This window comes from Lysobacter sp. FW306-1B-D06B, assembly GCF_038446665.1.
Classification (GTDB): domain Bacteria; phylum Pseudomonadota; class Gammaproteobacteria; order Xanthomonadales; family Xanthomonadaceae; genus Lysobacter_J.
This window is the reverse complement of record NZ_CP151802.1, coordinates 458,566-472,460: the sequence shown is the minus strand read 5'-3', so window position 1 is coordinate 472,460 and position 13,895 is coordinate 458,566. Positions and strand designations below refer to the sequence as shown.

The 13,895-nt window shown below is 59.2% G+C and carries 9 protein-coding genes; 7 read left to right on the top strand and 2 right to left on the bottom strand.

Going from position 1 to position 13,895, the window contains the following annotated elements:
- The first annotated feature begins 370 nt into the window (after positions 1 to 370).
- The 7 genes from AAFF32_RS02135 (at position 371) to AAFF32_RS02105 (ending at position 12,109) form a co-directional block, all read left to right on the top strand.
- On the top strand, positions 371 to 5,713 hold the full coding sequence (locus AAFF32_RS02135; protein ID WP_342316321.1) for an autotransporter outer membrane beta-barrel domain-containing protein: 5,343 nt from the start codon (positions 371 to 373) through the stop codon (positions 5,711 to 5,713).
- Between the two features lie 1,161 nt (positions 5,714 to 6,874).
- Positions 6,875 to 8,410 carry a YbeU/YbeR family protein gene (locus AAFF32_RS02130; RefSeq protein ID WP_342316320.1) on the top strand — a complete coding sequence of 512 codons (1,536 nt, stop codon included), beginning with the start codon at positions 6,875 to 6,877 and terminating at the stop codon, positions 8,408 to 8,410.
- Between the two features lie 29 nt (positions 8,411 to 8,439).
- Positions 8,440 to 8,655, top strand: a complete 216-nt coding sequence (locus AAFF32_RS02125; protein ID WP_342316319.1) for a hypothetical protein — start codon at positions 8,440 to 8,442, stop codon at positions 8,653 to 8,655.
- 382 nt (positions 8,656 to 9,037) lie between these two features.
- Entirely contained in the window at positions 9,038 to 9,277 is a 240-nt protein-coding gene (locus AAFF32_RS02120) for a hypothetical protein (protein WP_342316318.1), read from the top strand.
- 674 nt (positions 9,278 to 9,951) lie between these two features.
- Positions 9,952 to 10,149: a hypothetical protein gene (locus AAFF32_RS02115; RefSeq protein WP_342316317.1), complete on the top strand. Its 198-nt coding sequence runs from the start codon at positions 9,952 to 9,954 to the stop codon at positions 10,147 to 10,149.
- Between the two features lie 261 nt (positions 10,150 to 10,410).
- On the top strand, positions 10,411 to 11,016 hold the full coding sequence (locus AAFF32_RS02110; RefSeq protein WP_342316316.1) for a hypothetical protein: 606 nt from the start codon (positions 10,411 to 10,413) through the stop codon (positions 11,014 to 11,016).
- A 295-nt stretch (positions 11,017 to 11,311) separates the two neighbouring features.
- Positions 11,312 to 12,109, top strand: a complete 798-nt coding sequence (locus tag AAFF32_RS02105) for a metallophosphoesterase (protein WP_342316315.1) — start codon at positions 11,312 to 11,314, stop codon at positions 12,107 to 12,109.
- Positions 12,110 to 12,165: 56 nt separating this feature from the next.
- Here AAFF32_RS02105 and AAFF32_RS02100 read toward each other — a convergent pair whose 3' ends face one another.
- Positions 12,166 to 12,462 (bottom strand): antitoxin Xre/MbcA/ParS toxin-binding domain-containing protein, encoded by a 297-nt coding sequence (locus AAFF32_RS02100; RefSeq protein WP_342317196.1) that lies wholly within the window; start codon positions 12,460 to 12,462, stop codon positions 12,166 to 12,168.
- 191 nt (positions 12,463 to 12,653) lie between these two features.
- Positions 12,654 to 13,706: a tyrosine-type recombinase/integrase gene (locus AAFF32_RS02095; protein WP_342316314.1), complete on the bottom strand. Its 1,053-nt coding sequence runs from the start codon at positions 13,704 to 13,706 to the stop codon at positions 12,654 to 12,656.
- Positions 13,707 to 13,895 lie beyond the last annotated feature (189 nt).

Sequence of the window (13,895 nt, the reverse complement as noted above, 5' to 3'; positions counted from 1 at the left end):
CACATCATCTGGACGCTGAACTAATCCCGATGCGCATCGATGAACTTGTACGCGCGTGTGGTCTTGCTGGTGACCTTGCCTGCAGGCGTGGTCGGCTCCCTGGGATACTTCGGTCAGAAGCTTGTTCTGTCCACGAAAGCCTGCGAACTCCAGCTTGCAAGCCGGCTGCATCGTTTCGATGCCGCGCCGCCGGCTCACGCTGGAGGTTGTGGCGCGTAGGCGCCATCTCCTGCTTCAACAGGGCGATGAGCTAAATGTATGAATGGGGCAGCCCTAGGCTACGGGTGACGCAGCTTTCGGAATAGTTGTATCCCATCTGCTTTGCAAGAAGCGTCCAATGTGGCCTTCGCTTGGGCCACAGGATCAACGTTTGAACGCAATCTACTGTGTTATCTGGAGCAGCGCTACACAGGGCTGGGTTGTTGTCTCGGAGCTAGTCACTTCACGTGGCAAGCGCGGCCGAACCGCCCGTTCCGTGAGTGCCTGTGCCGTCGTGGGGATTGTCGGCGTTCTGGCATTGCCTGCGTCAGCGCAGACCAGTGTCACCATTGCGCCATCCTGGAATGCCGGCAGCAATAGCCTTGAAGCGGGCGCCCTCTTGGTGAATGGTGGCGGCGAGGTCAATTTGAGTGGCGGGGCAACCTTTCAGGCGACTGGTGCCTCGGGGTTGCTGGCGAACATCCCAACTGCCATTGCCAACGGTTACGCGTCGTCTCCGGTTGACTTGACTGGAATGCAGCAGTGGGCGGCCGCAGGCAAGAGCACGACGATTTCCGTGCGCGATCCCATTACGGGCAACATGCAGTCGGTGGCCGTGTACGCCACATCTGACCTTAAGACCGCCCCAATAGGCTCACTCGTACAAGATGAGGTGAGGCTGGCGCCTGCGGCAAATGTCCCCTATGTGAACCTGCGTCTGGCGACGGTCAACAATGGCATGGTCAACGTCGACCTGGAGCAAAGCAATATTGTCTTGGGCACGGTCAAGCAGAGTTCGCTGGTGATGGTTGATGGAACGGGAAGCACCCCGGCCGCGGCAGTTTGGAAGTCAGGGAATCGCTTCTCCGGCGATCCGTCCTACACGGCGCAGTTCACGGCGGCTCAACTTCAGCCCTACACGAAGACCCTAAGTAGTTTGGTCTTTGCCGGCGCGTTTACGGTGACCGACAGGCTCGGCGTCACGACAGCGCATAACGTCAATAGCCTTCCTTCTCTGCAACAGTACAACTCCTGGATCGTTCAGCAGATGCAAGCTGGACTCATTTCTGCTGGTCAGTACGATGCCACCTTGCAGCGGGCCTATTCCAATCAGCCGATCAACATCACGGTTAACCCGCTAGGTATCGGCAAAACGCTCGACCCTAATGATCCGCGCCTGCTTCCCATGGGGCAGCGGGCATTGATGCAGGCGAATGGCATCAATGCCACCGCACGGATCGCCAATGCAGCTGGCAGTTCCGTCGAGCTGCATCAGACGACCGCGTTGCTTGGCACCAACGGTGGCACGGTGATCAACGATGGACGCATCGGCGCTGAATCTGATCAGTCCGTCGCCTTCGATGTGCAAAGCGGCGCCAAGGGTGTGAATAACGGCGTCGTTACGGTTGGATACTCATCGACCGACGCTACCGCCTCGGCACTAACCGGCCGCAGCGGCGGCCGGCCCGTTGGCTCGGTATATGTTGGCGGCGGGAGCAGGGTGTCAGGCACGGGCTCGGTTCTCACCAACAACGGGGTCATTGACCTTGGTGCGGTGAATAGCGACAGCCGCGATTTGGTCTTCCCGGCAGTGGTCGTGAGCGGCAATGGCGCATTCGTCAATAACGGTGCGGTCAACGTCGGCGTGAATGATTCGCAGCTGTTCTCCCAGGTGTTGGGCGCGATGGCGAAGGGCGGCTCCGTTACGAACTCTGCGACGGGCACGATGTATGTAGGCCGGCAAGCCAGCGCGGACATCTCGGGTGGAAGTCTTGCGGCGGGTGGTGCCGACACGAAAATCGATGCTGGTGGTGCAGCCATGATCATGTCTGCCGGGGGCGGTACGCTTAACAACGAAGGTCGGATCATTATCGGTAGCGGGATGCAGAACGCCGCAGCCATGCGAGTGGACGCGACCGGTGGTTCAGCTGCCACCGTCGTCAACAACGGCGAGATTGACGTCAATGGCGCTCGTGAGGGTTCGCCCCTGGGCAACTTCGGCATCCTGGTGCAGCAAGCCAATTCGAATATGAGCGTGTCCAATAAGGGCACGATCAATCTGAACGGCGTCAACGGGGTAGGCATCAAAGCGCTGGCAGGCGGAAAGGCTAGCAGCTCGGGTGTGATCAATGTCGCGGCCTCTCCGAATGTGGACGCCGGTTTGCCCAACTACGGTGTCTGGTCGGAAGGTGCGAACTCCAACGTCACAGTGGCCGGCGCGGTGAACTTGGTCGGTAACGGCGCGATCGGCGTGCATGCGCGCAATGGCGGAAGCGTTGGTATCACGGGCGCGGGTAACGTCAACTTCCAGGACGGAACCAACCAGATTGGCTACTTCGCCTACGGTGCGGGTTCAAGCGTCACCCACGGTGGCACTGGCGCACAGGATGCGTCGACCGAGAGCTCGACGCTGATCCGCATCGAGGATGGTGCCAAGATCAACCTCAATCCCGGTGCGCAGCTGATCGCCTCGGGCAAGAACGCGACTGCGCTGCAGGTGACGGGTGTCGGCTCGACGGCCAATCTGGATGCGCTGGACATCACGGTGTCTGGTGATGGCGCCACGGGTCTGAAAGTCGAAGGCGGTGCCACCGGTCAAATGGGCGGGGCGGCCAAGCTCACGCTCAAAGATGCAGCGACCGCCGTGGTGGTGGATAACATCAAGTACGACATCACCGGCAAGGCCGTCGGTTCGGCGCAGTCGATGTTCACCAACAACGCTGCCATGAATGTGACCAATGCTAAGGGCGTCACTGTTTTCAAGGTGATGGATGGCGCCAAGCTCGTCAACGCCGGCGACATCCACCTGTCGAATGGCACCGCCATTGAGGTGGTGGGCGCAGGCTCGTCGGTCGTGGCGGACGCCGGTGGCAAGCGCGGCGCGATCACGGTCGATGACGGCGTGGCCGGCATCCACGTGCACGGTGGCGCGACGCTGACCACGGCCGATACGATTACCGTGAACAATGGCGCTTCGGGTGTCCTGGTCGGTGAAGATGCCGGCAGGGTGGTGATCGCGAAGTACGCGCACATCACCGGCAAGGGCTTGGCGTACGGCAACCTGATTACCAATCGATCGGTTAGCGGAAACGTACTGGTCGACGGTGCAACGCTGGAGATGGAAGGCTCCGGTGCGGCGCTGCTAGCAGAAAACAGTCTCGACGACGCCTCGCACGGCCACGTGATCGTCAGCAGCCAGACAGGTGGCAAAGGCGTTGCCTTGTCCAAGGCCGACGGCAGCGCGACTGATAACAGCTTGACGCTAGGTTCGGGCTGGATCGTCGACGTGACCGGGAACGGTGCGGGCGTGTACGCCAACACCCGCGGCAACTTGGTGTTGGATGATACGCAGGTGACGGTGTCAGGTCCTGGCGTGGGCGTGCAGGCTGAAACTGCCGACACGGTCGCTATCGCCAGCGGGAGCACGATCGCCGGTACGCATGCCGATGCGACGCTGATCGCTGGAAACATGATCAAGCTCATCAACGAAGGCACGCTTCTGGCGGCCAGCGCGGACGCAACGGCGATCGGTTTGGGCGAAGGCGACACTGAATTTGTCAACGTAAACGGTGGCCGCATCAGCGGTCACGTGGACCTGGGCGATGGCAATGACACCGCGCTGCTGGAGGACAGCACGCTCGAGGGCACGCTCGCCGCCGGTGCCGGCAGCGATACGGTGCTTGTGCGCGGCGCCAACGTCACGCATGGGGTACTCGATGGCGGTCTGGGTACCACCGATACGCTGGTCCTTGACGGCCATGACTACGTCGCCGATGACAGCAACGTTGACCAGTTGCAGAACTTCGAAGTGACGCAACTGAAAGACAGCACGCTGGACCTGCGTCGCGAGTTCGCGATGGGCGACAACTTCAGCGGCGCCGGCTCGCTGGAAGTGCTTTCGGGCAGCCAGTTGCTGGCACAACGCAATCCGGTTGCGGTGCGCGGCAGCATCGCCAATGCCGGCCGGATCAATCTGTCCAACGGAGCGGCGAACAATGTGCTGACCGTGACCGGCGATTACGTGGGTAACGGTGGCGTGGTCGAGCTGGACACGGTGCTGGGCGACGACGCGTCGGCGAGCGACAAGCTGATCGTGCAGGGCAACACCTCCGGCAGCTCCTATTTGCAGGTGAACAATGCCGGCGGCATCGGCGCCTACACGACGGCCGACGGCATCCAGGTGGTGCAGGTGGACGGCGTGTCCGACGGCAAGTTCGTTCTGAACGGACGCGTCGTGGCGGGCGCCAATGAGTACCTGCTGGCGCAGGGCGGCAAGGCGGATCCGAACAATGGCGAGTGGTATCTGCGTTCGGAGGCCCCGGCCCCGGTGGAACCGACCGATCCGGTGGAACCGACCGATCCGGTGGAGCCGATCGATCCGGTGGAGCCGACCGATCCGGTGGAGCCGACCGATCCGGTGGAGCCGACTGATCCGGTGGAGCCGACTGATCCGGTGGAGCCGACTGATCCGGTGGAGCCGGTGGAGCCGACTGAGCCAGCCGAGCCGACCAAACCTGTGCAGCCGGCTTCGCCGTCAAAGCCGAAACCGGTCGCTCCGGTGTACCGCCCAGAGACCGGCGCGTATCTGAGCAACCAGGCCGCGGCAACGGGCATGTTCGTGCATACCCTGGATGACCGTCTGGGCGAGGTGGACTTCAGCGAACGCCAGCACGACAACGAGGGCCGCGGTGGTGCGATGTGGACTCGCGTGCAGCGTGACCAGTTCAACAGCACCACCGGCGCTGATCAGATTGCCATGGGTACCGACACCGACGTTCTGCAGGTGGGGGGCGAGCTCAACGGCTGGACGGCTGGCGGCAGCCGCTTCCACATGGGTGCAATGGGCGGGGTCGGCCGTGCGATCAGCGACGTAGGTTCGAACATCACGAAGTATCGGGCCAAGGGCGAGGTGAACGGCTACAACCTGGGTGTGTACGGGACCTGGTACCAGAGTGCGTCAAAGGCGACGGGCCTGTACGTGGATAGCTGGCTGCAGTACGGCCAGTACTCGAACAAGGTGACGGGCGATGCGCTGGCTCCGGAGCGTTACGACAGCAACACCTGGAGCGGCTCCGTGGAAGCGGGATATGCGGTGGAACTGGGCCGTGGGGAGCGCAGTGCGTTCTATTTGGAACCGCAGGCGCAGGTAATCTATACCGACTACGCGGCCGACGACCACATCGAGGCGAACGGCACGACAGTGAAGTCGGCCGACGCCGGTGGTGTGACCACGCGCCTGGGTGCGCGTGCCTATACGCGTCTGTTGAGCGATGCGCGTAACCGCGTGCAGCCGTTCGTGGAAGCGAACTGGTGGCATGGCGGCGGGAAGAACGCGATCGCTTACAATGACACGGTGCTGGAGCAGAACCGCGCGAACGGCGTGTATGAGGTCAAGGCAGGTGCACAGATGGAGCTGGGCAAGCGCTGGACCGGATGGGGCCATCTGGGACTGCAAGACGGCGCCGGCGAGCACAGCAACGTCGAGGGAGTGGTCGGTCTGAAGTATGGCTGGTAAGGGCGTGCCGCCTAGACCAAAGCGGCTTTTCAGCCGAGGGGCTTCAATCGTTCGGTCGAGCCAAGAGCATCATCTGTATGGACGGGTTGGACATTTGGACGATGCTTGAGCGGCGCATCCCGCTCCCGGAAGTGCTGGAGCGCTAGGTGCGACGGGCTGCGGAACGGGCGATGTCTTTGCTCCGTGCAGGACCTGTTTTAGGGGCCAATGCGTTCCCATTTCGCGTTCTCACGAGGCGGCCAGGCGGTGCATCCGGTTCACCGCCTGACCAGGCGCTCGCTGCACAGGGATTGCAGAGGGCCCGCATTATCGAACGAGGGGTGGCGGGGCGAACGGCCAGCCCGTCGAGCAGATGTCGGAAGCGATCGCTAAGCCCGTTATCGGCATCCTCCAGCCAGCGCCGAATCGCTCGGCGCAGCGACAACAGTTCGTTCGGTGCCACCAATCCATACTCGGCCACCAGGCCGCGGATCTGATTCGCCTTCGCCGTGCGCTGTTCCACCAGACCTGCACGGATGCGATGTGCAGACTGAATATCCTGTTGTTCCACCGACTTCACTGATACGAAGCGCATGCAAGGTCAGCTCATCGCCTCACAGATCGCTTCCGCGTCGTTGGCGTCGTTCTTGTTGCTCTTCACATAAGGCTTCACGAACTGCGGAGCGATCAGCTTCACGCGGAACCCCGTGCCTGCAGTTGCCAGGCCCAGTGGTGGGCGCCACCACAACTCTCCATGCCGATCTCGCAGCCAGGCGGTGCCATTTCCGCCACGGCCTGCAACCAGCTCTCGCGCGGCAGCCGCTTGCACTAGGCGGGTCGTTCGCGGCGATCCACGCCATGCACCTGGAACACGTTTTTCGCCAAGTCGACGCCGATGCGAAGGAGTCCATCCCATTGCTATCGGTCAGATGCGGAATCCACTCACTACCGACGTGCAGTGCAGCTGTGGCCTAGGTTGGGTGGCGACCCGAATCGCCGCCCATAGATCGCCGTATTTCACCCTCTGAGGTCTAAGGCAGCGTATTGACTTCGGCCTGACTGAGCTCGCCGAAGCTCATTGCCGTTGGCCAACGCTCCCACTTTTGAGACTTTTTGCATTGCCTGTAAGAACAGTTCGCCACAGGATTCCGGCCTACGTATCACATTATTCGAGGTCGCAGAATGTCCTGGTGGCTCGTCCTAGCCGTCGCAGTCGTCGTTCTACTGGCGCTTATCCTCCTAGGATGGCTGCAGGGAATCGCTGAGAAGCGCGCTGATCAGGCACGTATCAAGGTACTCAGGCTGGCGCACGAAAAATTCGCCCAGCCTGTAGATCGCGAACAGCTGCTGAGCTTCGGGGCCTTGATGCTTCTTCGCAACGAGCAGCCCACCCGCATATTGGTTTCAGCGAAGAACAAGGATGATGCTCGCGATAGCATGATTGAATGGTGGGGCATCACCGATGCCCAGACCGCACGGGAAACCATCCAAAGCCTAATCATCGAAGGTCGTCGAGCACATTATCAGAAGGACTTCCTGCAATTGGAGCATGGCGCCAGCCTGAGCGCGCTGAAGTCTTTTGATGGCACAGATTACCTGCGCTGGGAAAGGGCCAAGGAGATATGCAAGCAGGAAGGACTGTCGTTCTCTTCAGCAGCAACTCATACGATGGCTGCATACGATTACGAACGCATCGCATGGCTGGCCCGGACTTGCTATCAGCTGGAATATCTCACACTGCAGGAAATGTGGCGCTGCCTGGCTTGGGTGGCGCAAACAGCGCAAGCAGAGTTTTCTAGCTGGAGCGACTATGCTGCCTCCTTTGTGATGGGACGCGCTGCAACCTTTTCGGGGGAGAACTGTGACGATCTCACTGCCAAGGGTGTGCGCACGGCAAGGGAACTGCTGAGCCAAGAGGATGGGTTGTTAGGGCGCCCTCACTTGTGGCAGGAGTACCCGCTTGCAGCTATCACCATCCCAGCCGAGATGTTGGAATTTGCGATGGCCGAGGAAGACACGCATTCACATCGGCGCGCTCAACTTCTCGGATTTGGGGCATTAACGGGGCGTGCCTACGGCGAACCCATCTCCGACCTGAAAATCCCCAGTAGCGAGCCCAACGGGAACGAGATCTGGCTGGCCAACGCTTGGGACGTGGCGGATACAAAGACAGCCGTTTCACGCTTGGAATGGCTGCTGGATGCAGGCACCAGATCAGAATACGAGGAAAACTTCCGTAAGATTTCCCGGGGCGCTGGAGTCACAGAGCTTGAGGGGGTCCGCTCCGCTGACTATGTGCGGCTTCGTCATGCGAAAGAACAGCTGATCCAAGCGGGAATGGAAGACGCTCATGTGTCCCATTGCCAATCAATGCTGGCCTACGATCTTGAGCGCGCCGCCTACCTTGCGCGCATCGCCTTCGCTGTTGGGTATCTCGATGAAGAGTACACACTGGCATGCCTACGCCGTATCGCCAGCCTGGCCAGAAGCACCTTCACCGCCTGGGAGAATTACTTGACGTCCTTCCTGCTCACACAAGCATTCTTCAATCAAGATGCCGAACGTCTGAAGAAGCTGATCAAAACGGGGATGACTCTGCTGAAGATTCGAAGCCCCTTTACCGAATATGGATCGCCCTGGCAAACCCATCCGTTGCAGGATGTCGCTGTCTTGCATGTAGTCCGATCTGTTGACATGGGAACACCTGCTCACCCCTGAGTGTTCATTATTCGTACTACAGCAGACGAATGCGCGATGCTGCGCGGGCCGGTGAGCCCATGCAGGTGAGGAGCCTTGCTCTCCCGCCTCTCGGGAATCAGTTCGGCAAGACGCTCCGGTTCACCATCGACTACTTCTATGTCGATTCGGAAGAGGACATCGGCAAGCTGCTGTCAAAAGTCGGAGGGTTAGCCGACAGCCTTAACGACGCCAAGGGCCTGTACCCGCAGGCGGTTGGCCCCTAGAGGTTCTTTCCCCTTCCTGGAAGCTGATATGTATAGGACTTCCGCATTGCGGCCTCGCCCCAATGAAGCAAGGCGTCTCGTACCGACATCTCGTCAGAGGTGCAGGGGCGCGGTCATCACCGGTGAACAGCCCATAGGTATCGCCACTTCTCTGGCTGTTCTGCTCACAATCACCTGGCTTCATGCCCTCGCGAACGCATGGGCCATGATGTTGCGGGACTGGCACATCACCCAACTCAGCACTGAAAAAGGCAGGACGACGTCTCCACCGATGAGTGCACGATGGAGCGCGAGTCCGTTCAACGGAAGTGGGGCGCACTTGACCCTTGGTCGCAGTACTTTCCAATTCTTAAGTGGGCCTGGACGCGGCCGAGACACTGGCATGTTGAAAGATTGGGAAGGCGCATTCTATGTCAGTGGTCAGCTGACAGCTGTTGCGCGAGGGCACCCCGTGCGCGGCTCCATCGAGGACGAAGTGGTAGCGACCGGGGAAACGACAGGACGCGCTGATTGCAGCGGCGGTAAGCCGCACCGGACGGCCGCCACGCATATACAGCGCGATGTGCTCGCCCGCATGTTCGGCCATGCGCTGGCGAACGACTACCCTAATCCCGAGGCTTAGAACGCAGCAGCTATTCCAACTGACAGGGGCTGATGCGATCTGGACGACGCGGCACTTCTGACAGAACCGATATGACTCCAAGCACGGACTAATCTTCTCGCGCAAGAGCGCGAATGATTCTCCGTACAGGTACAAGGCCCTCTCCGTTGGCGTGCAGCGGTGGAGAATCCGGATGGGTCGAAAACATGGGTGTCCTATCGTCCTGCGGGACAGGCAAGTGGTAGTACAAAGACAACAACAGCCTCCGTCGATATTAATGGGCCTGGGATCAATCAGATGAATGGTGGGCCCAAGAAGGAATTGAAATTGAAGTTCCCGCTCACGGGAGCAACTGGTCCGGGAGAAAGCCTGTGAATGCAATGCCGAAGGAAATTGCTAAGCACTTGGCTTTTATCCTGAATACGCTGACGCTTAGCGAAATGCCCGTATGTTTCTTTGGCTTCGGAGGCGAAGGTCTTCCTGACTACCCACCGTACTCGCGTGCATCAGAGCAACTATCAAAAAGATATGATCTACCGAAGTTTGAAATGCGGTTTGATCACGATTACTCCTGAGGATTGGGGGAGCAAGCCGGCCTGCATGGCATAGAAGAGTTCGTTGGGGAATTAGCACGTGTTGATCAGAATAGGAAATTCCTACCTGGCGACCAAGACAAGCGACAGCACGATCTTGACATGGGGATTTGGCTGGAACCTCAGCTTTTCTGCACGACGGTCGGCGAAGCTTTGGTAAGGAAGTACTTTTCAGAAACTGAAAACCCTGAGGAAGAGTGTGAGATCGCCAGCTTCAGCGAGGAAATATGCTCAATATTCGCCGCTAATGGCGTTCCTTGGACGAACGAAAAGCTGATTCCGCTAAGGTTCCAATGCTGATAGGGCAACCTCGTTCTCATAAGGCGGGTGAAGTGATGTTCGTGCTGAGGCTCCTCCTCATATCGGGCGGGTTTGCAATCTTCTCCGCGTGTCCCGTGACGGGCCTGTATGCCGCGCCCGTTCTCATGCGCGCAATAGGCAACCCGTTCGGCTGGATCCTGGCTTGGCTACTGTTCTGGGTCGTCTTTTTAGCGCTTTGCCATGCGCGCTCAAAAAGAGTGGCCAAGCGGGTTGCTTCACAAACGTAGAATGGAAGCTAGCATGAGCAGTACGTTAACTCGTAGCCGGATTTCGGTTGTCACACTCGCCATCGCTGTCGCCGGTCTAATGTCGGGGTGCTTTGTCAAAAGCACCATCAAGAGCGAACTCTCGGCCTACGCGGAGCCGGCCGACGGGCCATTAGCCCGCATCCGACTGATTGGCTCGCGCAACGTCAAGGTCTATCCCGATAGCACATGTGCCGCCTACACGGTGCCCGGCAGCGGCTATCCGGCTGGCCCGCAGATGGGCGGCCAGCGCAAGCGCGATCTCGGTATGCCCAAAGCGCTGCCAATGCCTAAGCATTATGTGGAAATCGCCGCGCGTGCTGATCGGCCGATCACGGCGGGCTTCTCGTTCTATACCGGAATGACCATTCCGGGCGTTCCTGGAACCGGAATGCCAAACACTAGCCGCTCTGCGAATTGCTACGTGGCGCACAGCTTTGTGCCACAGGCCGATCAGAACTACGAAGTCACGTCCGCGTGGAACGGCGCCGGCTGCTCGATTCAGGTCATGAGGCTGGAGGGGGCAGGTGATTCCGTCCGCCGTATCCCGGTGCCGAGTGCGCTCGCTTCATGCCCAGCTTCGGCCTCCACGCGCGATTAAGCTCCGGACACCTCATCTGCCGACGGCCCATCTAGATTTTGGCGCGCTATTGTTCGAAGCATGCGCGCATGCGCGCATGCGCCCAAAGAGCGATGCGTCGCGCCGCGAGCTGCCGCGTAGTTTCCGTACCGAAACCGTCTCACCTGCCCATCGCTGCCGTGCATGCTACGCTCGCGGCGGCTCATTCCGAACCAGGCAGAGCCGTGCTACTTCGGCAGCGTTGGCTAGCTCCGCTCGGGAGTATGATCGACCCCTATGTAGCACTACGCGTGGGTGCCTTGTGAGACTTTTGGTCATGTCGGATCTGCACCGCGAAGTCTGGTTCCGCGAGGAGACACGTTACGAGGGGCAGGTCGACCATTTCCCGGTGATTGACCCTCTCAACTCTCGCCCCGACGTCGTCGTGCTTGCGGGCGACATCGATATGGGCGATCGAGCTGTAGTGTGGGCAGAAGAGTTGTTTCGCGATGTGCCTGTCCTCTATGTGCACGGCAACCACGAAGCCTACGGCCGAGATCTGCAGCAGCTTCATGCAGAGATCGATGTTGCGTGCTCGAGGACGAATCACGTGCGGCACCTCAATCGCACTGAAGTTGTGATTGGCAACACGCGGTTCCTGGGGGCCACGCTATGGACGGACTTCCGGCTCTATGGCGACCAGCGATACGCCGAAGCAGTGATCGAAGCCGGGGCGCGAATGAATGACTATCGGAGAATCCGGCGCTCGAACCGATCCGATCAGTGTCTGCAGACATCAGACACGGAATCCATCCATCGCGCTGACGTTGCTTGGTTGGAAGCTGCCCTATCACGACCATTCAACGGGAGCACGGTGGTAATAACGCATATGGCTCCGTCACGGCGATCCGTAGCGAAGCAGTATCGCGGCATGGAACTCTCGGCGGCCTTTGCATCGAATCTCGATCACTTAGTCGAGCGGACGGATCTCTGGATCCATGGCCACACACACTCTCCAGTGGACTACCAAATTGGCCAAGGCCGTGTCGTATGCAATCCTCTAGGTTACCCCAACCGAGCATCAGGGCGACCGGACAATCTGGTGTTTGATCCGAACTTCGTCATCAATGTGTAGCGACAAGTGCTAGGAAGCGATACAGAGTGACGCTGCAACGGCCTTAAGTGCCGAGTTCAATCAGAGGGGGCGCCGTCTCGCTGTGCGTGAAGATACTCACGAACGGCGATGAGATCTGAGATGTGACCGCCAAGCATTCGATGTAGCGCGCTGTTTCCCGCGAAAGGCGGAGCGGAGTTTGGACGTCGAATCCAGGCGTCAGCACGCTCCGGAATGGGAAGCAAGAGCTGGAGGCATGAGTAGATTCCGAACAAATGCGACAGCCTTTCCAATGCCGTTCCATCTAGGCCTTCGTGGAGCCTTCCAGTCTTCCAATCAAGATAGGTGCAGTTGCCTATGCCAAGCAATGCCATCTCTTCAGAGCTGCTTAGGCGCCATGCCTTGGCGATGCGAAAGAACACTTTCAGGGCCTTACGTCCGGCCTCCATGGACGATAGGTCTGCAGCGAGATCTAAAGTCTGTGCGGCCACAAGGTTACCTTTCAATCCGGTCTACGCTACCGTGGACGAACCACAAGGCCGATTGCCGGACGCTCTCAGTCAGATTACGAAAGCTTCGCTAGGTCGCGATCTGCGGCCTCTAGAAGTCGACTTATTCGGTTGAGCGCTTCCTTAGAAGCTTCAGCTCCGCCAGCCAAGGCCGCCAGTTCCAGCTGGACCTTAGACCGAACAGTCTGGACAACCTTGGATGCGGTAACCGCATCGGTGGTCTCGGTGAAACCCGCAATCTCTTCGAACGCCAGATGTATGTAATGATTCAGGCTCAGAAGGCTGCGATGACCAGTCCATTCCATGACTTTAAGCTTGAACGATTCAGTGTCCAGCAGCCTTCGCCGAAAGTCATCTTGATTTTTGAAGTTGTGCTCTTGAATGAGTCGGACGAACAGCTTCGTGATAAACCGGTGTCGGAACATATGGGCGCAGGCTTGCTCCGATATGCCGGAGTCGCGACGAATGGCGCCAAAAACATTACTCAGTGTGGCGGCCAGAATTGGGGTGCCAAAACGTGATACGAGGAGATAGTCGTGCTCGCCAATCTTCGCTGCGCGCGACCGTAAAAGTGGAGCACGATAGAAATCTACGTACTCTCGAATGAGCCTCAGTTCGGCGTGCAGTATGGGCACTCGCCTCTCGCGTCCGCCCTTGAGCGTAGGCACGCGGAGCAGCGGATACTCCATTCGTTCGGCCTTGCGGACATCGGATATTTTGATTAGAGCTATCTCGCCAATGCGGGCGCCAGTAGCTTCAAGCAAGTCGACGATCAACAAATTCCGTGCCCTGGTATGGAGGACCTGGTAGCGCGAGGTAGAGCGGAGCTTGGGCGAATCGAGCCTCTTTCTTGCTATCGAGATCACAGTGCCCCGGAGCTGATCAATTGCCGACGACGAGATAGGGAGTCGTCGCACCTTCGGATCTGGGGTCGGGAGCGAGCTATGGTGCCAGTAGGATATGCTGACAATGCGCCCGGAAGGCGTTCGCCGCTTCATCTGGCGCTGTTCGGCGAGGATCTGGCCGTTCGGTCCCAAGAAGCCTTCTATCGAGGCATGCAAGCTCAGACCGTGCAGGAAATCTAGGGAGGAGCGTGCGATGCTGTTCACGGTTGTATCGCTGCGAGGGCGGCGTTGAAAACTCCCCGGCTTGCATTTCGGCGTAAGCCCTTTAACAAAGTCGGTGAAATTAGAGTCGGTCAACGATAGCGGTGAGATTCGACGGCGCCAACAGAAGCGAAGCAGATGACTTATCTGTGATGCCTTCATCACTAGTGAGCCGCTACTCAGAACCCTTCG